This window comes from Modicisalibacter sp., assembly GCF_055145905.1.
Map to the genome: position 1 here is coordinate 37635 of NZ_JBSREH010000023.1, position 22348 is coordinate 59982.

15 protein-coding genes and 1 pseudogene are annotated in these 22348 nt (G+C 69.2%); 12 read left to right on the plus strand and 4 right to left on the minus strand.

The features are described 5' to 3' along the window. Positions 1–13: 13 nt before the first annotated feature. Complete coding sequence (locus ACTCB7_RS07865) at positions 14–1513, minus strand: CoA-acylating methylmalonate-semialdehyde dehydrogenase (RefSeq protein WP_463006226.1); 1500 nt, start codon at positions 1511–1513, stop codon at positions 14–16. Between the two features lie 295 nt (positions 1514–1808). Beyond that, on the minus strand, positions 1809–3284 hold the full coding sequence (locus ACTCB7_RS07870; RefSeq protein ID WP_463006227.1) for a protein adenylyltransferase SelO: 1476 nt from the start codon (positions 3282–3284) through the stop codon (positions 1809–1811). Between ACTCB7_RS07870 and ACTCB7_RS07875 the strand changes: the two genes are divergently transcribed. Next, positions 3283–3564, plus strand: coding sequence for a hypothetical protein (locus tag ACTCB7_RS07875; RefSeq protein WP_463006228.1), 282 nt, complete (start codon positions 3283–3285; stop codon positions 3562–3564). The genes ACTCB7_RS07870 and ACTCB7_RS07875 overlap by 2 nt on opposite strands. Here ACTCB7_RS07875 and ACTCB7_RS07880 read toward each other — a convergent pair. Then, on the minus strand, positions 3542–4210 hold the full coding sequence (locus ACTCB7_RS07880) for a GntR family transcriptional regulator (RefSeq protein WP_463006229.1): 669 nt from the start codon (positions 4208–4210) through the stop codon (positions 3542–3544). The genes ACTCB7_RS07875 and ACTCB7_RS07880 overlap by 23 nt on opposite strands. Positions 4211–4364: 154 nt before the next feature. Here ACTCB7_RS07880 and dctP point away from each other — a divergent pair, with 154 nt between their 5' ends. The 11 genes from dctP (at position 4365) to recD (ending at position 21984) form a co-directional block, all read left to right on the plus strand. Then, positions 4365–5357 (plus strand): TRAP transporter substrate-binding protein DctP, encoded by a 993-nt coding sequence (gene dctP, locus ACTCB7_RS07885; protein ID WP_463006230.1) that lies wholly within the window; start codon positions 4365–4367, stop codon positions 5355–5357. A gap of 12 nt (positions 5358–5369) precedes the next feature. Next, a complete protein-coding gene (locus ACTCB7_RS07890) occupies positions 5370–6005 on the plus strand; it encodes a TRAP transporter small permease (RefSeq protein WP_318010270.1) in 636 nt (211 codons plus the stop codon). After that, on the plus strand, positions 5989–7311 hold the full coding sequence (locus ACTCB7_RS07895) for a TRAP transporter large permease (protein ID WP_224420789.1): 1323 nt from the start codon (positions 5989–5991) through the stop codon (positions 7309–7311). The genes ACTCB7_RS07890 and ACTCB7_RS07895 overlap by 17 nt, the downstream gene beginning before the upstream one ends. A gap of 25 nt (positions 7312–7336) precedes the next feature. Further along, a complete protein-coding gene (locus ACTCB7_RS07900; protein WP_224420788.1) occupies positions 7337–8698 on the plus strand; it encodes a malonyl-CoA decarboxylase in 1362 nt (453 codons plus the stop codon). Then, positions 8695–10212, plus strand: coding sequence for a malonate--CoA ligase (locus tag ACTCB7_RS07905; protein WP_224420787.1), 1518 nt, complete (start codon positions 8695–8697; stop codon positions 10210–10212). Before ACTCB7_RS07900 ends, ACTCB7_RS07905 begins: the two co-directional genes overlap by 4 nt. A 91-nt stretch (positions 10213–10303) precedes the next feature. Beyond that, a complete protein-coding gene (locus tag ACTCB7_RS07910; protein ID WP_224420786.1) occupies positions 10304–10921 on the plus strand; it encodes a hypothetical protein in 618 nt (205 codons plus the stop codon). Positions 10922–10951: 30 nt separating this feature from the next. Next, a complete protein-coding gene (locus tag ACTCB7_RS07915) occupies positions 10952–11173 on the plus strand; it encodes a hypothetical protein (protein ID WP_224420785.1) in 222 nt (73 codons plus the stop codon). Between the two features lie 22 nt (positions 11174–11195). Beyond that, the gene (locus ACTCB7_RS07920) at positions 11196–12086 is read left to right on the plus strand and encodes a complex I NDUFA9 subunit family protein (protein WP_463006231.1); all 891 of its coding nucleotides are present in this window, start codon (positions 11196–11198) and stop codon (positions 12084–12086) included. An 87-nt stretch (positions 12087–12173) separates the two neighbouring features. Further along, the gene (gene recC / locus ACTCB7_RS07925; protein ID WP_463006232.1) at positions 12174–15764 is read left to right on the plus strand and encodes an exodeoxyribonuclease V subunit gamma; all 3591 of its coding nucleotides are present in this window, start codon (positions 12174–12176) and stop codon (positions 15762–15764) included. Continuing rightward, positions 15761–19714 (plus strand): exodeoxyribonuclease V subunit beta, encoded by a 3954-nt coding sequence (gene recB / locus ACTCB7_RS07930; RefSeq protein ID WP_463006233.1) that lies wholly within the window; start codon positions 15761–15763, stop codon positions 19712–19714. The genes recC and recB overlap by 4 nt, the downstream gene beginning before the upstream one ends. Beyond that, positions 19711–21984, plus strand: coding sequence for an exodeoxyribonuclease V subunit alpha (recD, locus tag ACTCB7_RS07935; protein WP_463006234.1), 2274 nt, complete (start codon positions 19711–19713; stop codon positions 21982–21984). The genes recB and recD overlap by 4 nt, the downstream gene beginning before the upstream one ends. A gap of 85 nt (positions 21985–22069) precedes the next feature. Here the strand turns inward: recD and ACTCB7_RS07940 are convergent. Further along, positions 22070–22258: pseudogene (locus ACTCB7_RS07940) on the minus strand (IS3 family transposase); the annotation flags it as partial. Between the last annotated feature and the right edge of the window lie 90 nt (positions 22259–22348).

Sequence of the window (22348 nt, forward strand, 5' to 3'; positions counted from 1 at the left end):
CGAGCGAGGGTGATCAGCCCATCGATATCGTGCTGTTGACGCCGCTCGAGACGTTCTCCGGCTCGAACCAGCGCGCGGTGACCGTCTTGGTCTGGGTCCAGAACTGGATCGCCTGCTTGCCGTTGGGCCCCAGGTCGCCGAGCTTGGAGGCCCGCGAGCCGGTAAAGCTGAAGTAGGCCACCGGCACCGGGATCGGCACGTTGATGCCCACCTGGCCGACGTCGATGTCGGCCTCGAAGCGCCGCGCCACCCAGCCGGAGTTGGTGAAGATCGCCGTGCCGTTGCCGTTGGGGTTGGCGTTGATGAAGGCGATGGCGTCGTCGAGGGTCTCGACGCCGACCACGCACAGCACCGGCCCGAAGACCTCCTCGCGGTAGATGGTCATCTCGGCGGAGACGTCGCTGAAGATGGTCGGGCCGACGAAGTTGCCGTCGGGATAGCCCTCGACCGTCAGGCCGCGCCCGTCGAGACGCAGCGTCGCGCCCTCGGCCACGCCCTGGTCGATCAGCCCCAGCACCCGGTCGCGGGCCGCCGGCGAGACCAGCGGCCCCAGATCGGCGTCCTCCTGGGTACCGGGCCCCACCTTGAGCTGTCCGGCGCGCTCGACGATCTCGTCGAGCCAGTCGCGCGCCTCGCCGACCAGCACCAGCACCGAATTGGCCATGCAGCGCTGGCCGGCGGCGCCGAAGGCCGAGCCCAGCACGTTGTTGATCGCCTGGCTGCGGTTGGCGTCGGGCATCACCACGCAATGGTTCTTGGCACCCATCATCGACTGCACACGCTTGCCGGCGGCCCCGGCCCGCTCGTAGATGTGGGTGCCGACCCGGGTCGAGCCGATGAACGACAGCGCCTTGATGTCCGGGTGGTCGCAGAGCCGGTTGGCGACCTCGGGCCCGCCGTGCACCACGTTGAGCACCCCGGCCGGCACGCCGGCCTCGTGGGCCAGTTCGACCAGGCGCATGGTCGACGAGGGATCCTGCTCGGAGGGCTTGAGCACGAAGGTGTTGCCGGTGGCGATGGCCAGCGGGAACATGAAGCACGGCAGCATGATCGGGAAGTTGAAGGCGGTGATGCCGGCGCCCACGCCCAGCGGCTGGTGCAGCGAATAGACGTTGACATCGCTGGCGACGTTCTCGGCGATCTCGCCGAGCTGCAGGCTGGTGATCGAACAGGCGTGCTCGACCACTTCCAGTCCGCGCCCCACCTCGCCCTTGGCATCGGGCAGCGTCTTGCCGTGTTCCTCGGTGATCAGCGCGGCCAGCTCGGCGGTGTGCTCGCGGATCAGTGCCTGGAAGGCGAGCATGATGCGCATGCGCCGGGCCAGCGGCACCTTGCGCCAGGTGGTGAAGGCGTCCCGTGCGCTGGCCACCGCGCGATCGACCTCCTCGAGCGTGGCGAACGGCACCCGGGCGACCACCTCCTGGGTCGCCGGATTGAGCACCTCGCGCCACTCGCCGGACTGCGAGGGCACGGGCTGACCATCGATATACAACGCGATTTCACGAACGGACATGGTGGCGGCTCCTGACGGAGCGAGCGCGGCATCGGCCGGCTCGCCGGTTGTGATTGTTCTTTGCGCGGTGCCGCGGGTTGGCCCGGACAGACGCGGCGGGTTATCCCCTCAAGATTAGGCACACGACGATTCGCCGGACAATAGGCAGATCGAGAGGGCGGGTACAAAACAGTCGAGCGAAGGCAAGACCAGGCGAAATTGACCGAAAACGCGCAGTTTACAAGGTGGTAAATGAGCATTTTGAGGTCAATTTCAACGCCGTATTGCCGAGCACAGACATTTTGTAGGCGCCCTCTCAGGTGCCGCAGAAGGTACGGAACACCCGCTCGCTCGGCTGGGCCGGCAGCGTGTACGCTTCGCGACCGGGCTGCGCCTCGAAGGGCCGGGCCAGGACCTCGCGCAGGGTCTCGAAGGGGGCGAAATCGCCTTCGTAGGCGGCGGCCAGCGCCTCCTCGACCCGATGATTGCGGGGGATGTAGAACGGATTGACCGCGCGCATGCGCGAGGCGACGGCGGCCCCGTCGGCGTCCTCGCTTGCCAGCCGGGCCTGCCAGCGCGCCAGCCAGGCCTCGAGGGGCTCGCGACGTTCGGTCAGTTCGAACAAGGCCGGGCGAGCCTCGGCGGATTCGGCGACGTCGGCCAGCTGGCGGAAGCTCAGGGTGAAGTCGGCACGCCCGGCATGCAGCGCCTCGAGCAGCGACTCGGCAAGCTCGAAATCCCCCTCCTCCTCGCGCGCCAGGCCCAGCTTGGCACGCATCACTGCCAGCCATTCGGCGTCGTACTGGCCGGGGTAGGTCTCGAGAACCCGGGTCGCGCGCTCGATGCCGCGCTGGCGATCGTCGTCGATCAATGGCAGCAGGGTCTCGGCGAAACGCGCCAGATTCCACTGCACGACCCCCGGCTGGTTGCCGTAGGCATAGCGCCCGCGCTCGTCGATGGAGCTGAACACGGTGCGCGGATCGTAGGCCTCCATGAAGGCGCAGGGTCCGTAGTCGATGGTCTCGCCGGCGACCGAGGTATTGTCGGTGTTCATCACGCCATGAATGAAGCCGACGCCCATCCAGCGCGCCACCAGGGCCGCCTGGCGCTGCAGGACGGCCTCGAAGAGGGCCAGATAGCGCGTCTCGGGCGGTTCTTCGTCCAGATGGGGATAGTGTCTGGCGATCGCCTCGTCGGCCAGGGTGCGCAGGGCATCGATGTCGCCCCGGGCGGCGAAGTACTGGAAGGTGCCTACCCGCAGGTGACTGTCGGCCACGCGGGTCAGCACGCCGCCGGGTTCGGGGACACGGCGCAGGACCCGTTCGCCGCTGGCCACCGCGGCCAGCGACCGGGTGGTGGGAACACCCAGCGCGTGCATCGCCTCGCTGACCAGATACTCGCGCAGCACCGGACCCAGCGGCGCCCGACCGTCGCCACCGCGGGAGAACGGCGTGCGCCCGGCGCCCTTGAGCTGCACGTCGCGCAGCCGGCCGTGACGGTCGGTCACCTCGCCAAGCAACACCGCACGGCCATCGCCCAGACTGGGCACGAAGTTGCCGAACTGGTGGCCGGCGTAGGCCTGGGCCAGCGGCTCGGCACCGGGCGGCACGACATTGCCGGAGAACCACTCGGTCGCCTGGCGCTCGTCGAAGGCCGCGAGATCGAAACCCAGTTCCTCGGCCAGCGGCCGGTTGAAGGCGATCAGGTGCGGTGCCTCGACCGGCACGGGGTCGAAGCGCGCGAAGAAATGCGCCGGCAGGCGCGCATAACGCAGCGTGAAGGGGGAAAACATGGGGACTCCCGTCGATGACTGGCTAGGCTTTGCACGAAAACTGCCTGCACTCGGCAATACGGCGTTAAAAATTGGCTCAAAATGCTCATTTACACCCCGTAAACTCCGCTTTTTCGCCGATTTTTGCCTTGTCTTGCCTTCGCTCGCCGACTTTTCGTACAAACCCAGTGCTGCCTTCACCATAAACCATAGTGAACGGGTCAACTATATCGGTGCGGGCCATCGCCAAGACAACGTGGATCCGGGGCAGGACACCCTCAACCGGCCTCCAGCGCCCTGACACTGGCCACGAAGTCGCTGAAGCGCTCGCCCTGGATCAGCACGTGCTCGCGCAGCTTGCGCTCGGCCAGCTCGGCATCCCCGGCCTCGATGGCGGCGACGATCTCGCGATGCTCGGCCAGCGAGGTCGCCAGCCGGTGGCGGACCTGCAGCTGCAGGCGCCGGTAGGGCTTGAGACGCTGCTTGAGCTGGTGCGCCTCGCGGGCCAGAAAGCCATTGTGGCTGGCCGCGTAGATGCCGTGGTGAAAGGCCTCGTTCTCGTAGTAGTACTCGTCGGAGTCCCCGGTGCGGGCGGCCGCCTCGCAGCGCTCGATCGCCTCGTGCAGCACCGCGAGCTCGGCCGGGGTGATGCGCCGCGCCGCCAGCCGCCCGCACATGCCCTCCAGCTCGGCCATCACCTCGAACATCTCGATCAACTGCTCGATGCCCACCTTGGCGACGAAGGTGCCCTTCTTGGGCGTCACCGTCACCAGTCCGCTGGCCACCAGTTGCTGGATCGCCTCGCGCACCGGCGTCCGCGACACCTGATATTCCTTGCCCAGCGCCTCGGGATCGAGCCGCTCCCCGGGGGCCCGACGCCCGTTGATGATGTCGTTCTCCAACGACTCCTTCAGCCGCTGGGCATTCGATCGCTTGTCGCCGTTCACGTTCGCCCCCTTCTGCCGCGCATGCCGGGTCCGCCGAGCATTGCCACCAAGGTCTAATGACCCTAGTTTGACACTGAGTATCCTCAAGACCTATTAAAGTATACATCAGCCTCGCTGATAAATATTACACAAAAACAAACGTAACGGAGACGCCATGAAAACCTCCCTCAAGCTAGCTCTCGCCTCTCTCGGGCTCAGTGTCGCCATGAGCGGCGTCGCCTCGGCGGAAACGGTGCTGCGCGCCTCGCACCAGTTCCCCAAGGGGGACGTCCGCGACAAGATGGTGCAGATGATCGCCGACGAGGTGGCCAAGGCCGACGTCGACCTCAAGGTCCAGGTCTACCCGGCCGAATCGCTGTTCGGCGCCAAGGAGCAGTGGCCAGCACTGGTCCGCGGGCGCCTGGACATGACCGCCCTGCCGCTCGACTACGCCAGCGGCCGCCATCCGGAATTCTCCGCCACGCTGATGCCCGGCCTGGTGCGCAGCCACGAGCGCGCCCAGCGGCTCAATGACTCCAAGTTCATGGGCATGATCAAGAAGGTCATCAACGATGCCGGCGCCCGCGTGATCTCGGATGCCTGGCTGGCCGGCGGCTTCGTGTCCGACATGCGCTGCATCACCTCGCCGGACACCGTGAAGGGGCAGGCGATGCGCGCCGCCGGGCCGGCCTTCGACGAAATGCTGGCCACCGCCGGTGCCTCGATCACCTCGATGCCCTCCTCGGAAATCTACACCGCCATGCAGACCGGCGTGCTCGACGGCGCCAACACCTCCTCGGGGTCGCTGGTGTCCTACCGCATCTACGAGCAGTCGACCTGTCTGACCGCACCGGGCAAGAACGCCCTGTGGTTCATGTACGAGCCGATTCTGGTTTCCGAGCAGAGCTGGGAGAAACTCACCGACGCCCAGCAGAAGGCCCTGGCGGAAGCCGGCGAGAAGGCAGAATCCTACTTCGCCGACCAGGCCGCCGAGCTGGATAAGAAACTGGTCGATGTCTACAAGGAAAACGGCGTCAAGGTCGTGACCATGTCGCCCGAGGACTACCAGGCCTGGCTGGACGTCGCCAAGAAGAGTTCCTACAAGACCTTCGCCGAGAAGGTGCCCAATGGTCAGGCCCTGATCGACGCCGCCCTGGCCGTCGACTGAGGCGATCGCGCCATGACCGTCTCGATCCAGCGCGCGGCCCCCGGCCGCGCCATCACCGACCCGGCTGCCTCGCCCGAGGCAGCCTCCTCATCCACGCCGGGGTGCGCTATGGAAACGGAACACACCCGTGCGGCTCGGCCGCATCGCGGGCTCGTCGGCGGCTACATTCGGCTGATGGACACCCTCTCGTCGGTCACCGCCGTGCTGGCCGGCGCCCTGCTGGTCACCGGCGTGCTGGTGGTCTGCCACATGATCTTCGTGCGCGCGGTACTCGGCCACAACACCACCTGGCAGACCGAATTCACCATCTTCGCCATCACCGGCGCCATGCTGCTGGGCGCCCCCTACGTGCTGATGACCGGCGGCCACGTCGCGGTCACGGTGCTGCCCGACGCCCTGGGCGGCCGCGCCCGCAAGATCATGCAGTTCATCGCCTCGCTGATCGGCCTGGCCTTCTGCACGGCGCTGACCTACGGCGCCTGGCACTACTTCATCGAGGCCTATTCGATGGGCTGGACCACCGGCACGGTCTGGAACCCGCCGGTATGGCCTTCACTGCTGCCCCTTGCCATCGGCAGCACCCTGCTTGCGCTGCAATACGTGGCGAACATTCTGCGTGGAGATTCCGACAATGGATCCAGTGACTAGCGGCATTCTGGTGATCGTTGCCCTGTTCGCCCTGATGGCCATCGGCACCCCCATCGCCTTCGCGCTCGGCGGCGTCTCGCTGGCCGCCCTGGTGCTGGGCAGCGGCATGAGCGAGCTCACCTACTTCGGCGAGACTTTCTACAGCAGCATCGCCTCGTTCGGCTTCGTGGCCATTCCCATGTTCATCCTCATGGGCGCGGCGGTCGCCTCCTCCCCCACCGGCCGCGACCTGTACCGCTCGCTGGACCTGTGGCTGGGGCGCGTGCCCGGCGGCTTGGCGATCTCCAACATCGGCGCCTGCTCGATCTTCGCCGCACTCTCCGGCTCCTCGCCGGCCACCAGCGCGGCCATCGGCAAGCTGGGGATCCCCGAGATGCGCAAGCGCGGCTACCCGGACGGCGTCGCCGCCGGCTGCATCGCCGCCGGCGGCACCCTGGGCATCCTCATTCCGCCCTCGGTGACCATGATCGTCTACGGCATCGCCACCGAGACCTCGATCGGTCGCCTGTTCATCGCCGGCGCCATGCCCGGGCTGATGCTCGCCGGTCTGTTCATGGCCTGGACACTGATCGCCTGCAAGCTGGCCGGCGGCTATCAGAATCCGGTCGCCGAGGCCGCTAGCGCCGTCAAGCAGAACGTCGAGGGCAACCTCAAGGCGCTGGTGCGCGTGGTGCCCTTCCTGATCGTGGTCTCGGGCATCCTGTTCGCCCTCTACGGCGGCCTGGCCACGCCCTCCGAAGCCGCCGGCGCCGGCGCCTTCCTGTGCCTGGCCCTGGCCATCGTCGTCTACCGCATGTGGCAGGCGAAGCCCCTGAAGGTCATCCTGCGCGACGCCCTGCGCGAGAGCGTGATGATCATGCTGATCATCGCCGCGGCGGAGATCTTCGCCTATGCACTCTCCTCGCTGTACATCACCCAGACCGTCGCCGGCGGCATCGCCGACCTGGAGGTCAACCGCTGGGTGCTGATGGGCGTGATCAACCTGTTTTTGCTGGTGGCCGGCTTCTTCCTGCCGCCGGTGGCGGTGATCGTGATGACTGCCCCGATCCTGATGCCGATCATCCTCTCGGCCAACTTCGACCCCTACTGGTTCGCGGTGATTCTCACCATCAACCTGGAGATCGGCCTGATCACCCCGCCGGTGGGATTGAACCTGTTCATCATCAAGGGCATCGCCCCGGACATCGCCCTCAAGGACATCCTGCTGGGCAGCCTGCCCTACGCCCTGTGCATGGTGCTGGGCATCGTGCTGCTGTGCTTCTTCCCCGGGATCGCCACCTGGCTTCCCGACCTGATTCTTGGCTGAGAACCGCCCCGGAGGACGAGCGACCATGAACACCAGCTTTCTGCAGGACATGTTCAGTACCATCACCCGGCGCGACGCCCTGCGCCGGCGGCGCAGCGGCAACACCACGCCCGTCGACCACTCGCATGTGCTCGCCGCCTGCCGGGCCCTGCTCGACAGCGACGGCGAAGCCTCCAGCATCACCCTGGCGAGTCGTGCCCTGGAGCTCTACGCCCGCCTCGACGCCGACGAGAAGGTGCGCTTCTTCGAGCGTCTGACCCACGATTTCTCGGCCGACCCCGAGCGCGTCGACCAGGCCTATGCCGCCTACCGGGAATCCCGCGACGAGCGCGACCTGCAAGCCCTGTTCGACACCTGTGAACCCAGCCGCCAGGAGCTGCTGCGCCGCCTCAACCTGACCAGCGGCGGCACCCACGAGCTGGTGCGCATGCGCGAGGACCTGCTCGCCCGGCTCGACAAGGCCTCGCCGCTGAACGCCCTGGACGCCGACTTCAAGCACCTGTTCAGCTCCTGGTTCAACCGCGGCTTCCTGATGCTCCGGCGCATCGACTGGAACACTCCGGCGGCGATCCTCGAGCGCATCATCCGCTACGAGGCGGTCCACGAGATCCACGACTGGAACGACCTGCGCCGGCGCCTCGACGCCCGTGACCGGCGCTGCTTCGCCTTCTTCCACCCGGCGATCGGCGACGAGCCGCTGATCTTCGTCGAGGTCGCCCTGCACAAGGGGCTGCCGGACCAGATCCAGCCGATCCTCGACAGCAACCACCACGACATCGGCGAGCCCGAAGGCGCCGACACCGCCGCCTTCTTCGGCATCAGCAACTGCCAGACCGGGCTGCGCGGCATCTCCTTCGGCAACTTCCTGATCAAGCAGGTGGTGCAGGAGCTCAAGCAGGAGCTGCCCAACCTGCGCAACTTCGTCACGCTCTCACCGGTCCCCGGCTTTCGCCAGTGGCTGGACAGCACCCAGCGCGGCGAGGCCTCGCCGCTCGACGACGAGACTCGCGAGACCCTGGCCCAGCTCGACGACGATCACTGGCACACCGACCCGGAGCGCGCCGCGGCCCTGCGCGACGTCATCCGCCCGCTGGCCGCCCACTATCTGGTCCGCGAGAAGAACCGTCACGGCCTGCCGCTCAACCCGGTGGCCCGCTTCCACCTCGGCAACGGCGCCGAACTGCACCGCATCAACTGGCTGGGCGACACCTCGAACAAGGGGCTCCAGCAGGCCGCCGGACTGATGGTCAATTACCTCTACGTCATCGACGACATCGAACGCAATCACGAGCAATACACCACCGACGGCACGATCGCCTGCTCCTCCGCCGTGCGTGACCTCAACCGGCGTGCCCGCAAACTGCTCAAGGGAGACAACGAAAAATGAACCACAATCTCTTCGCCACCTTCGCCGAGCGCATGCAGGCCCGCGGGGACGCCGACTTCGTCACCACCCGCGAGGGCCACGGCTACACTTACCGCGAGGCGCTCGACACGACCGCCCGGCTGGCCGGCGCCCTTCGCGAGCTGGGTGTCGCACCCGGCGACCGGGTCGCCGTGCAGGTCGACAAGAGCCCGGAGACGCTGCTGCTGTATCTGGCCTGCCTGCGCATGGGTGGCGTCTACCTGCCGCTCAACACCGGCTACACCCCCGAGGAGATCCGCTACTTCCTGGGCGACGCCGAGCCGGCACTGTTCGTCTGCCGCCCCTCCGATCTCGACAACGCGCGTCGCGTCGCCGGGGAGACCGGCTGCCCGCAGGTCGCCTCGCTGGGCACCGGCCGCGACGGCACGCTGATGGAGACCTTCGAGAAGGCCACCCCCTTCGACGCCATCGAGCCCCGCGACGACAATGACCTGGCGGCGATCCTCTACACCTCGGGGACCACCGGCCGCTCCAAGGGCGCCATGCTCACCCACCGCAACCTCGGCTCCAACGCCGCCTCGCTGGTCGAGGCCTGGCGCTTCACCGAGGCGGACCGGCTGATCCACGCCCTGCCGATCTTCCACACCCACGGCCTGTTCGTGGCCTGCAACGTCTGCCTGATGGCCGGCGCCAGCCTGCTGTTCCTGCCACGCTTCGATGTCGACACGATCATCGACGAGCTGCCCCGGGGCACCACCATGATGGGCGTGCCGACCTTCTACACCCGGCTGCTGCAGGATGAGCGCCTGACCCGCGAGCTGACCGCCAACATGCGCCTGTTCACCTCCGGCTCGGCCCCGCTGACCGCCGAGACCCACCGCGAGTTCGAACAGCGCACCGGGCATGCCATCCTCGAGCGCTACGGCATGACCGAGACCAACATGAACACTTCCAACCCCTACGATGGCGAGCGCATCGCCGGCACCGTGGGGCGTCCGCTGCCGGGGGTGGAGATCCGCATCACCGACGGCGAGTCCCACCAGCCGCTGCCTGATGGCGACATCGGCATGCTCGAGGTGCGCGGCCCCAACGTCTTCATCGGCTACTGGCGGATGCCCGAGAAGACCCGCGAGGAACTGCTCGACGACGGCTTCTTCGTCACCGGCGACCTGGCGCGCATCGAGGAGCACGGCTACGTGCAGATCGTCGGCCGCGACAAGGATCTGGTGATCTCCGGCGGCTACAACGTCTACCCCAAGGAGGTCGAGCAGATCATCGACGAGCTCGACACCGTGGTCGAGTCGGCGGTGATCGGCGTGCCGCATCCCGACTTCGGCGAGGGCGTCACCGCGGTGGTGGTGCGCCAGCCCGGCGCCGCGCTGGAGGAAGCCGAGGTGCTGGCCTCGCTCGCCGGCCGACTGGCCAAGTACAAGCAGCCCAAGCGGGTGTTCTTCATCGACGAGCTGCCGCGCAACACCATGGGCAAGGTGCAGAAGAACCAACTACGCGAGCGCTACAAGGAAACCTACCGCTAAACGCACGTTTCCCGCGATGCACGCCCGAACCTGACAGACGCTCGGCTATCGTCGAGAATGCCGGCATCCTCCGTTCATCGCGGGACTTTTCATGACGCCACGCAACGCCATGACGCCACGCCACGTCGTCGTCGCCGGGCTGCTGCTCGCCGCCCTGCTGCCCTGGCTCCCGGCGCCCCAGCAGTTCGCCCGGGCCACGCTCGACCAGTCGCTGGACCAGGCCTTCGCCGCCTTCGCCATCGCCAAGGGCCTGAATGCCACCATCTCGGTGCTGCAATCCTCCACCGTCGACCTGCAGGTGTTCCAGATCGCCCCGGGTGAGGCACTCGACCCGGCCAACGACATGATCGAGCGCTTCTCGTGGGTGATGTTCGCCGCCACCGGCTCGCTGGCACTGCAGAAGCTGCTGCTGACGATTTCCGGCAGCGCCCTGATCAAGGCGCTGGCCACCGGCGCCTGCCTGCTCGCCGCCGGCCTGGTGGCGCTGAAGACGCGCATCGGCCAGTCGGCTGCGCTCAAGCTGGCCATGGCGGCGCTGTTCCTGCGCTTTGCCGTGCTCGTGGTAGCACTGGCCAGCGGCCTCGCCGGCCAGGCCTTTCTCGACGACCCCAGAACCGCCACCATGCAGCAGCTGGAAACCACCCAGACCCGGCTGGCGGCCATCGCCGATGAACAGATCAGCGGCCGGGACGACGCCGAGAACTGGTGAGACCGGCTCAAGGACAGTTTCGGCAACCTGGTGGGCAATCCGGTGGAGAGCGTGGTCGACGGCTTCAACGCGATCACCGACAAGGTCATCGACCTGACGATGATCTTCATCACCCAGACGATGCTCTTCCCGCTGGGCTTCCTCTACCTGCTCTACCGGCTGGGTAGCCAGTTGTTCGGCCGCGATCGGGTCACGGGGTGGCTCGACCGCTGCCGACTACCCTACGGGAAGACGCACAACCCGGGAGAGTGATCCGCAACAGGGAGGCCAGACGATGACGCACCCGCGAGTCACCGTGTTCGGCGGCACCGGCTTCCTCGGCCGGCGCCTCGTCGAACGCCTCGCCCACGCGGGCAGCGAGGTGATCGTCGCCGCCCGCCATGCAGGCGAGGTCGCCGTGCCCGAGGATGCGTCAGGCACAGTCGTCTTCCGCCGCGCCGACGTCCGCAACGCCGATGACGTGGCCGCGGCGCTGGAAGGCGCCGACGCCGCGGTCAACGCCGTCAGCCTCTATATCGAGCGCGGCGGCCTGACCTTCGAGGACATCCACGTCGAGGCCGCCACCCGAATCGCCCGACAGACTGCCGACGCCGACATCCGACTCGTTCACGTCTCGGGCCTTGGTGTCGACGTCGATTCCGACTCGGCCTACGTGCGCGCCCGGGCCGCGGGGGAAAATGCCGTCCGCCAGGCCCATCCCGACGCGGTGGTGATACGCCCCAGCGTACTGTTCGGCCCCGACGACGCCTTCGCAAGCAGCCTGCGCATGCTCGCCCGGCTGCCGGTGGTGCCGTTGTTCGGTCACGGCGATACGCGCCTGCAGCCGGTGCATGTCGACGATGTGGCCGAGGGCGTGGCACGTCTCCTGGAACGGGGCATGACCGGCGCCACCGTCGAGCTGGGCGGGCATGGCGTTCACCGCTATCGCGAGCTGGTCCAGGCCGCGCTGGACGCCGCGGGCCGGCACCCACCGTTGGTGCCGGTGCCTTTCGCCCTCTGGCGCGCCCTGAGCACACTGCTCTCGATACTGCCCAATCCGCCGCTGACCCGCGACCAGGTGATCCTGCTGGAAAAGGACAACATCGTCGGCGAGGGGGCGAAGACCTTCGCGACGCTGGGCATCGAGCCCAAGGATCTGCTGCGCGTTTTGACGCAACGGCGTTGATCGACGTGGTTGTCCTTTCCCCTTTGCTCCCGCCGCTCGCTGGGGCACCATACCCCCTGCTCATTTATCCAGTCACGCAGGATCGCCATGCCCGCCCACTCGCCCTCCTCACTGCAACCCGGCTTCATGGTGATTCACGGCAACCGCCTGGAGGCGCTGCGCGACCTGGCGGTGGAGTGGCTGCGCAACCACCCGCTCTCGCCGCTCGAGGACGAGGTGATCCTGGTGCAGAGCAACGGCATCAGCCAGTGGCTGAAGCTGGCGCTGGCCGCCGATCCGCCCGCGGGCGCCGGCATCGCCGCGGCGATGGACGTCACCCTGCCGGCGCGCTACCTGTGGCAGGCCTATCGGGCCGTGCTGGGCTCGGACGCCGTGCCGCCGGCCTCGCCGCTGGACAAGCCGCGGCTGATCTGGCGGCTGATGCGCCTGCTGCCCGAATTGCTCGATGACGAGACCTTCGCGCCGCTGGCCCGCTTCCTGGCCGACGACGAGGACTGCCGCAAGCGCCACCAGCTCGCCGAGCGTCTCGCCGACCTGTTCGACCAGTACCAGGTCTATCGCGCCGACTGGCTGTCCGCCTGGGCCGAGGGCCGCGACGTGTTGATCGATGCCCGCGGCCAGGCCCGGCCGCTTTCCGAGGACCAGCGCTGGCAGCCGGCACTGTGGCGGTGGCTGCGCGACGATATCGGCGAGCACGGCCTGGCCACCAGCCGCGCCTGGGTGCACACCCGCTTCCTCGCGGCCTGCCGCGAGCTGACGCCCGAAACGAGACCGGCCAGCCTGCCGCGCCGGGTGGTGGTGTTCGGCATCTCCTCGCTGCCGCGCCAGACGCTGGAGGCCCTGGCGGCGGTGTCGAAGGTCACCCAGGTGCTGCTCTGCGTGCACAATCCCTGCCGCCACTTCTGGGCCGACATCATCGAGCACAAGGACCTGCTGCGGGCCGCCCGCCGGCGCCAGCGCCACCGCCCCGGCATGCCGCTGGAGCTCGACGACACGAAGCTGCATCTGCACGCCCAGCCGCTGCTGGCCGCCTGGGGCAAGCAGGGCCGCGACTACCTGCTCCTGCTCGACGAGTTCGACGACCAGGACGCCTACCGGGCGCTGTTCGACGCCGAGGCGCTGCGCATCGACCTGTTCGACTCGCCCGCCGACGGCGAGGCCCCGGGGCTGCTGCAGCAATTGCAGGACGACATCCTCGAGCTGCGTCCGCCCCAGGAGACCCGCGAGACCTGGCCGGCGGTGGACCCGGCCCAGGACCGCAGCCTGCGCTTCCACGTCGCCCACAGCGCGCTGCGCGAGGTGGAGATCCTCCACGACCAGCTGCTGGCCGCCTTCGACGCCGACCCCACGCTGCGCCCGCGGGACGTGCTGGTGATGGTGCCCGACATCGACACCTACGCCGCCGCCGTCCAGGCGGTGTTCGGCCGCCTGCCGCCGGACGACCCGCGCCACATTCCCTTCACGCTCTCCGACCAGACCAGCCGCCACCGCCAGCCGCTGCTGGTGGCGCTCGAGGCGCTGCTGCACCTGCCGGAATCGCGCCTCACGGTCAGCGACCTGCTCGACCTGCTGGAAGTGCCCGCCCTGCGCGGGCGCTTCGGGCTGGACGCCGACACCCTGCCGGTGCTGCGGCGCTGGATCGAGGGCGCCGGCATCCGCTGGGGGCTCGACGCCGAGCAGCGCGCCCGCCTGGACCTGCCCGGCGGGCTCACCGCCAACACCTGGGCCTTCGGCCTGCGCCGGCTGCTGCTGGGCTACGCCGTCGGTGACACGGCCGACGGCCCCTGGCACGACATCGAGCCCTTTGGTGACATCGGCGGCCTGGAGGCGGCGCTGGCCGGCCCGCTGATGGACCTGCTCGACGCCCTCGAGGCCCAGTGGCGCGCGCTCAGCGAGCCCGCCGACGTACCGACCTGGTGCCGCCGCCTGCGCGAGCTGCTGGGCGCCTGCTTCGCCGCCGAGGACGAGGCCGACCTCGCCACCCTCAACCGCCTGGGCGAACTGCTGGAGGACTGGCAGGAGACCGCCGAGGACGCCGGCCTGACCGAGGCGCTGCCGCTCTCGGTGGTGCGCGAGCACTGGCTCGGCCAGCTCGACGAGGCCAATCTCTCCCAGCGCTTCCTGGCCGGCGCGGTGAACGTCGCCACCCTGATGCCGATGCGCGCCATCCCGTTCCGCCACGTCTGCCTGCTGGGCATGAACGACGGCGACTACCCGCGGGTCCAGCGTCCGCTGGACATCGACCTGATGGGCCAGGACTACCGCCCCGGCGATCGCTCGCGCCGCGAGGACGACCGCTACCTGTTCCTCGAGGCGCTGCTCTCGGCCCGCGACAGCCTGATGGTGAGCTGGGTCGGCCGCAGCATCCACGACAACGCGCCGCGCCCGCCCTCGGTGCTGCTCGGCCAGTTGCGTGACCATCTCGCCGCCGGCTGGCGGCTGGCCGACGCGGCGGAGGATGAGGACGCCGGGCAGGCCCTGGTCGACGCCCTGACCACCGAGCACCCGCTGCAGCCGTTCAGCAGAAGCTACTTCTCGGATAACGCCCGGCTGTTCACCTACGCCCATGAATGGCGGGCGGTGCATGCCGTCGAGAACGCGCCACGCGGCGTCGCGGACGGCGAGCTATCGCCGATCACGCTGGAAACGGCACTGCCGCTGTCACGCCTGTCCGGCTTCCTCAAGGACCCGGTGAAGGCCTTCTTCACCACCCGGCTCGGCGTCCATCTCGAGCGCGAGGCGCTGGAGAGCCCCGACCACGAGCCCTTCGCCCTGGACGGCCTGGACCACTGGCAGCTCCAGCAGGCGCTGATCGAGGCCGGGCGTCGCGCCGTGGACGCCGCCGAACCGCCGACGCCAGCCATCCACGACACCCTGGAGCGCTTGGAGCGCGAGGGGCGCCTGGCCATGGGCGGCTTCGCCGAGCTGATGCGCGAGCAGCTGGTCGAGCCGCTGGACAAGGTACTCGGCGACTACGCCGACCAGCTCGAGGCCTGGCCCCACGCCCGGGAGACGCCGGCCGCCGTGTCGCTGACGCTCGCCACGAATGACGAGCCGATTCACATCGAGGACTGGCTGGACGGCCTGCGCGAGAACGCCGCCGGCGAGCGCTGCCGGCTGGTGCTGATGACCAGCAGCCTGGTCAACAAGGGCAAATACCATTGGAAGCACTGGCTGGCCCCCTGGGTCGCCCATCTGGCCGGCCAGCTCGCCCTCGGCCCCATGACCACGGTGCTGCTCTCCCGCGCCGGCGGCGGCACCCTGGCGCCGCTGGACGCCGAGACCGCACGCACGCATCTGGAAGCCATCGCCCGAGCCTGGCGGGACGGCATGACCGCGCCGCTGCCGCTGGCCCGCGACACCGCCTTCGCCTGGCACGAGAAGGGTGGCGACCCCAGCGCCCTGGCCCGCGTCTTCGGAAACGCAGAGCAGGCCGAGGAGGCAGACCTCAAGGCCTGGAAGGCCGCCGTTCAGGTGTTCGAGGGCAGCGACTACACGCCCGGCGAGCGCGACCGCGATCCGTACCTCGCCCGCCAGTGGCGAGACCTCGAAGGCCTGGTGCGGCACGAGGCCGCTGGCCGGCGCTTCACCGAGCTGACCCCGGCACTCTACGCGCCGCTGCACGATGCGGTGAAGGCCAAGAAGAACGGGGGCAAAAGCCAGGGAGGCAAGGCATGACGATGACGGAAGACAATCAGATCACCGCGACGCCGCGCCTCGACCCGGTCGCCCTGCCGCTCACCGGCAGCCGGCTGATCGAGGCCAGCGCCGGTACCGGCAAGACCTTCACCATCGCCCTGCTCTACCTGCGGCTGGTGCTCGGCCCGCGCGGCTCACACGAAGGGCATGACGACACGGCCAGCTTCCCGCGGCCACTGACGCCGCCGGAGATCCTTGTCGTCACCTTCACCAACGCCGCCACCCAGGAGCTGCGCGACCGCATCCGCGCCCGGCTGGTGGAGGCCGCCGACGCCTTTCAGCCCATCGACGAAGACGGGGCGCCGGGGGCAGGTCAAAGCGGAGGTCATTCGACAGGGATGTCGAATGTAGCGCCCAAGGACGGTTCCACAGCGCCTCCGCGATGGTCCGACACTTCGGGATCTGCCGCCGGATCAGACCCGTCACAGCACCAAACTGGGGATCTCTTCGCCGAACCGGCGGTGGATAATCCGACACCTGACGATGAGACGCCCAGCGGCGATCCGCCGGGCGGCGACCCGCTGCTCGCCCTGCGCGACAGCTACCCGCGCGAGAGCTGGCCGAGTTGCGCCCGCCGCCTCCGCCTGGCCGCCGAGTGGATGGACGAGGCCGCGGTCTCCACCATCCACTCCTGGTGCCACCGCATGCTGCGCGAACACGCCTTCGACAGCGGCAGCCTGTTCGCCCTGGAGATGTCGCTGGACCAGTCCGAGATGGACCTGGAGATCGCCCGAGACTACTGGCGCAGCTTCTACTACGACCTCGCCCCCGAGGCGCTGGAAATCGTCGCCCGCTACTGGACCACGCCGGACGCCCTCAACGACACCGCCGCCCGGCTGCGCACCCACGCCGCCGCCCTGCCCGTGGCGCCGCCTCCCTTCGAGGCGCTCTCGAACTACCGCGAGCAGCGCGCCGTGGCGCTGGCCGAGCTCAAGGCGCCCTGGCCGGCCTGGCTCGACGAGCTGGACGACCTGCTCGAGCAGGCGAACGCGCGCAAGGCCTTCGACGCCCGCAAGCTCAATGCCAGGAGCCGCGCCAACTGGCTCGACGCCCTGCGCGATTGGGCCAACGATCCAGAGCTAGCCAAGCCGGCGCTGACCGACGCCGCCTGGAAGCGCCTGACGCCGGACGGCATCGCCGAGATCTGGAAGGAAGACCCGGTACCCAACCTGCCGGCGCTGGAGGCCCTGGCCGAGCTGCCGGGGAAGCTCGCCGAGTTGCCCGACCCGTTCGCCGACCTGCTCGCCCACGCCGTGCACTGGATGGCCGCCCGCCGCGAGACCGTGCAGCGCCGCCGCGCCGAGCTCGGCCCCGACGACCTGCTGCACCGGCTGGACGCCGCCTTCGCGGGCGAGGCCGGCGAGACCCTGGCCGCGCGCATCCGCGAGCAGTTCCCGGTGGCGCTGGTCGACGAGTTCCAGGACACCGACCCGGTGCAGTACCGGCTGTTCGACCGCGTCTACGAGCTGGAGAAGAACCGGGATGACAGCGCAGTAATGCTGATCGGCGACCCCAAGCAGGCGATCTACGCCTTCCGCGGCGCCGATATCCACACCTACCTCCAGGCACGGCGCGACACCGCCGGCCGCCACGTCACGCTGGGCACCAACTTCCGCTCCGCCACGCCCATGGTCGAGGCCGTGAACCGGGTGTTCGCCCACGCCGAGCAGAGCGAGTCCGGCGCCTTCCTGTTCCGTCGCGGGGACGACAATCCGGTCCCCTTCGCCCCAGTCGACGCCAACGGCCGCAAGGACGCCCTCGTGCGCCGCGGCGCCGCCCAACCGGCGCTGACGCTCTGGCACCTGGCCACCGACGAGACGCTCGGCAAGGGCGCCTACCTGGCCGAGCTGGCCGCACGCTGCGCCACCGAGATGGCGAGCCTCCTGCGCGAGGGCCAGGCCGGGCAGACCGGTTTCCAGGAAGACGGAGAATTGCGCCCGCTGGCGCCGTCGGACCTCGCCGTGCTGGTCAACAACGCCGGCGAGGCCCGCGCCATCCGCAACGCCCTGCTGGCCCGCGGCATCCGCAGCGTCTACCTCTCCGACAAGGAGGGCGTGTTCGAGACCGAGGCCGCCGCCGAGCTGGAGGTGTGGCTGGCGGCCTGCGCCGCGCCGGACGACGAGCGCTGCCTGCGCGCCGCCCTGGCCACGCCGAGCCTGGGCCTGAGCCTCGCCGAGCTCGACGCCCTGAACGGCGGCCCGCAGCAGGACGAGCTGGCCTGGGAGGCGCGGGTGATGCAGTTCCGCGACTACCACCGCCAGTGGCAGCGCCGCGGCGTGCTGCCCATGCTGCACCGGCTGCTGGCCGACTTCGCGGTGCCCGGCCGGCTGCTGGCCGTGCCCGAGGGCGAGCGACGGCTGACGGACCTGCTGCACCTCGGCGAGCTGCTGCAGGAAGCCAGCGCCGAGATCGACGGCGAGCACGCCCTGCTGCGCTTCCTGGCCGAATCCCGCGCCCATCCCCAGGCCCAGTCCGACACCCACCGCCTGCGCCTGGAGAGCGACGCCGACCTGGTGCAGGTGGTCACCATCCACAAGTCCAAGGGCCTGGAATATCCGCTGGTGTTCCTGCCCTTCATCGCCGCCTTCCGCCCGGTGAAGCAGGGCGACCTGCCGCTGCGCTGGCACGACGATGACGGCCAGCTGCGCCTGACGCTCTCCGCCGACGAGGCCACGCTGGCCCGCGCCGACCACGAGCGCCTGGGGGAGGACCTGCGCAAGCTCTACGTCGCCCTGACCCGCGCCCGCCACGCCACCTGGCTCGGCCTGGCGCCGCTGGACGCCCTGGAGCGCAGCGCCGTCGGCCATCTGCTCTCCGGTGGCGAGGCGCTCTCGCCCGACACCCTGCGCCCGGCGCTCGAGGCGCTGGCTGACAAGCGCGTTGATCGCGTGACGGTGCAGGACGCCCCCGAGGCCGATGCCACGCCGGTCCAGCTCGCCAGCGACGACACACCGCTGGGTGAGGCCCGCGCGCCCACCCGGGCGATCCGCGAGCACTGGTGGATCGCCAGCTACTCGGCGCTGCGCACCGGCGCCACGCCGGATGACGTCGGCACGGACGACACCGCCGCCGAGGCCGAACCGTCGCCCGAACCCGCTACCGCCATTGAAGCCGCCGCCATGGAGGTGCTCCACGAGCCCTTCGATGCCGCCGCCGCCACGGTGAGCGAGGGCTCGCTTCACCGCTTCCCCCGCGGGCCCTCGGCGGGGACGTTTTTGCACGGCCTGCTGGAATGGGCCGGCGAGGAAGGCTTCGCCAAGGTGGCCGAGGACGCCGAGCTGCGCGCCGACACCCTGGCCCGGCGCGCCAACCGCCGCGGCTGGGAGGGCCAGATACCCGCGCTCGAACAATGGCTGCCGGATCTCCTGACCACGCCGCTGCCGATGCCGGGTGATGGCGAGGCCGCACCGCTGCGCCTCGACGCCCTGGACGGCGCCACCGACTATCGGGTCGAGCTGGAATTCTGGTTCGCCGCGCATAAGGTGAACACCCGCCGGCTGGACGCCCTCGTGAGCGCTCACACACTCGGCGGACGGCCGCGGCCGGCGCTCGAGCCCGACACCCTCAACGGCATGCTCAAGGGCTTCATCGATCTGGTGGTGGAGCACGAGGGGCGCTTCCACGTGCTCGACTGGAAGTCCAACCACCTGGGCGCGAGTGATGCCGCCTATACCGAGGCGGCAATGGCGGAGGCCGTGCTCGACAAGCGTTACGACGTGCAGTACTGCCTCTATCTGCTGGCCCTGCACCGGCTGCTCGAGGCGCGGCTGCCGGACTACGACATCGAGCGCCACCTGGGCGGGGCGCTCTACGTCTTCCTGCGCGGCACCCGCGCGCCCTCCCGCGGCGTGCACGCCGAACGCCCGCCGAGCGAGCTGATCCTCGCGCTCGATGCCCTGTTCCGCGCCGCCGAGGAGGCCGCCGCATGACCCCGGATACCCCGAACCACGCCGCCACGCCCGAACACGCGCTGGCTCAAGCGCCCGACCATGCGCTGGCCGATCACGCGGCTCTGTTCGCCCTGCTCGACCGCTGGGTGGATCGTGGCTGGCTGCGCTCGCTGGATCGCGCCTTCGCCGCCTTCCTGCATCGCGAGGCGCGTAAGGGGCACACGGACAGTGAGGCTTCGCCCCTGCTGCTGCTCGCGGCGGCGCTGGCCAGCCACCAGCTCGGCCGTGGCCACGTGTGCCTGGATCTGGCCCAGACGCTGGCAACCCCGGACCTGGCGCTCTCGCTGCCGCCGGAGGGCGACAGCCTGGACGACCCGCCGCCGATGCCGAGCCGGGTGATGGCCACGCTCGAACTGGATACCTGGCGCGCCGCGCTCGATCAGCCCGAGCTGGTGGCCGACGGCCCCGGCAGCACCCCGCTGGTGCTCGCCGGCACCGCCGCACGCCCTAGGCTCTACCTGCGCCGCTACTGGCAGCACGAGCAGGATATCCACAGCCGGATCGTCGCCCGGCTCGGTGGCACGGACAGCGACGACGCCCCGGACGCGGCCCGCCTGCGCCCGATCCTCGACGCCCTCTTTCACAAGCCACAGCAAGCCGACGCCATCGACTGGCAGAAGGCCGCCTGCGCCCTGGCCGGCCGCTCGCGCTTCGCGGTGATCACCGGCGGCCCCGGCACCGGCAAGACCACCACCGTGGTGCGCCTGCTCGCCCTGCTCCAGGCGCTGGCTCTGGGTGAAGAAAAGGATGATGGCGGACAAGCCCTGCGCATCCGCCTGGCCGCGCCCACCGGCAAGGCCGCCGCGCGGCTCAACGAATCCATCGCCAAGCAGGTCAGTGAGCTGCCCTTCAAGACACTGACCGACCTGTGGCAAGCCGCTGACGACGCCCCGGAACAAGGCGAAGACGCCTCGTGGGAGCGCAGCTTGCTGCGCGAAAATCCCGCCGAGGCCCTCAAGCGGGCGGTGCCCACGGAGGTCAGCACCCTGCACCGCCTGCTCGGCTCGCGGCCGGACACCCGCCGCTTCCGCCACGACCGCCACAATCCGCTGCCGCTGGACGTGCTGGTGGTGGACGAGGCCTCGATGGTGGACGTGGGCATGATGGCCGCGATGCTCGAGGCGCTGCCGCCCCGGGCGCGGCTGGTGCTGCTCGGCGACAAGGACCAGCTCGCCTCGGTGGAGGCCGGCTCCGTGCTCGGCGACCTGTGCGCCCGGGCCGAGGGCGGCCACTACACCCCGGCCACCGCCGAGTGGCTGGCTGAGGCCACCGGCCAGACACCGCCCGCGGACAAACTGGACGCCGACGGCCAGCCCCTCGACCAGGCCATCGCCATGCTGCGCGTCAGCCACCGCTTCACCGCCGACAGCGGCATCGGCCAGCTCGCCGCGGCAGTCAACCTGGAAGATCAGCCCGCCGCCAAGCGCAGTGCGATCACGAAAGCGCTGAACGAGGACTTCGCGGACCTCTCGCACCAGAAACTGCGCGCCGACGACGAACGCGGCCTGGCCCGCCTGGCCGTGACCGGCTGCCCCGAGCGCTTTCCCGATAACGGCCAGGGCCGCCTGCATCGCGGCGAAACGCTGCCACCCCCGGTGGGCTATCGGCACTTCCTGAGCGTGGTAGCAAAGGAGCGCCCGAAAGACGACGCTCCTCAGGAACAGTTCGATGACTGGGCCCGCGCGGTGCTGGAAGCCCACGGCGACTTTCAGCTGCTGTGCGCGCTGCGCCGCGGCCCCTGGGGCGTGGAAGGCCTGAACGAGCGGGTGCGCCGGGCCCTGGAGCGGGAGAAGCTGATCGACAGCCAGGACGGCCGACAGCGCTGGTACCCCGGCCGCCCGGTGCTGGTGACGAAGAACGACTACGGCCTGGGGCTGATGAACGGCGATATCGGTATCACTCTGGATATGCCGCGTCCGGGCGCCGCGACTGGAGACACCAACCGTCGCCTGCTGCGGGTGGCCTTCCCCGCCACTGATGGCACCGATCGCATCAAGTGGGTGCTGCCCTCGCGCCTGCAAGCGGTGGAGACGGTGTTCGCGATGACGGTGCACAAGTCCCAGGGCTCGGAGTTCACCCACGCCGCCCTGGTGCTGCCCGACGCGCCGAACCCCATCCTCACCCGGGAGCTGGTCTACACCGGCATCACCCGCGCCCGCCACTGGCTGACGCTGGTGGAAACCGGCCGCGGCCAGCTGATGGACGCGGCGCAGAGACGAGTGATGCGGGTGAGTGGATTGGGGTGTTGATGGGCTCTCTTACCTAAGCGAGGAGGAGGGCCGCTTTCGGCCAGAAGCGGACGTTTGATCTTACCCAGCAAACGTGGACACCGATCTAAGAGATCATTCGGGCCTCGAAGGCCTCAGGGCTGATCATCCCAATCGCACTGTGCCGGCGCTGCCGATTGTAGTCCAGCTCGATGTATTCGAACACTTGCCGCCGCATGGCAGCCCGGGTCTCGAAGCGCTCGCCATGGATCGCCTCGATCTTCAGGCTATGGAAGAAGCTCTCGGCGCACGCGTTGATGCTCCTATATGTGTCAAGTCGTGTATTTTGTTAATTTGGGGCCATGCCGGAGGAGACGGTAAACCTCACGAACAATGTAACGCTTGA

What these genes read in the sequence shown, in the direction of transcription:
- ACTCB7_RS07865 (WP_463006226.1), bottom strand. Translation starts at nt 1,513, where the DNA reads ATGTCCGTTCGTGAAATCGCGTTGTATATCGATGGTCAGCCCGTGCCC.
- ACTCB7_RS07875 (WP_463006228.1), top strand. Translation starts at nt 3,283, where the DNA reads ATGGGGACTCCCGTCGATGACTGGCTAGGCTTTGCACGAAAACTGCCT.
- ACTCB7_RS07870 (WP_463006227.1), bottom strand. Translation starts at nt 3,284, where the DNA reads ATGTTTTCCCCCTTCACGCTGCGTTATGCGCGCCTGCCGGCGCATTTC.
- dctP (WP_463006230.1), top strand. Translation starts at nt 4,365, where the DNA reads ATGAAAACCTCCCTCAAGCTAGCTCTCGCCTCTCTCGGGCTCAGTGTC.
- ACTCB7_RS07890 (WP_318010270.1), top strand. Translation starts at nt 5,370, where the DNA reads ATGACCGTCTCGATCCAGCGCGCGGCCCCCGGCCGCGCCATCACCGAC.
- ACTCB7_RS07895 (WP_224420789.1), top strand. Translation starts at nt 5,989, where the DNA reads ATGGATCCAGTGACTAGCGGCATTCTGGTGATCGTTGCCCTGTTCGCC.
- ACTCB7_RS07900 (WP_224420788.1), top strand. Translation starts at nt 7,337, where the DNA reads ATGAACACCAGCTTTCTGCAGGACATGTTCAGTACCATCACCCGGCGC.
- ACTCB7_RS07905 (WP_224420787.1), top strand. Translation starts at nt 8,695, where the DNA reads ATGAACCACAATCTCTTCGCCACCTTCGCCGAGCGCATGCAGGCCCGC.
- ACTCB7_RS07910 (WP_224420786.1), top strand. Translation starts at nt 10,304, where the DNA reads ATGACGCCACGCAACGCCATGACGCCACGCCACGTCGTCGTCGCCGGG.
- ACTCB7_RS07920 (WP_463006231.1), top strand. Translation starts at nt 11,196, where the DNA reads ATGACGCACCCGCGAGTCACCGTGTTCGGCGGCACCGGCTTCCTCGGC.
- recC (WP_463006232.1), top strand. Translation starts at nt 12,174, where the DNA reads ATGCCCGCCCACTCGCCCTCCTCACTGCAACCCGGCTTCATGGTGATT.
- recB (WP_463006233.1), top strand. Translation starts at nt 15,761, where the DNA reads ATGACGATGACGGAAGACAATCAGATCACCGCGACGCCGCGCCTCGAC.
- recD (WP_463006234.1), top strand. Translation starts at nt 19,711, where the DNA reads ATGACCCCGGATACCCCGAACCACGCCGCCACGCCCGAACACGCGCTG.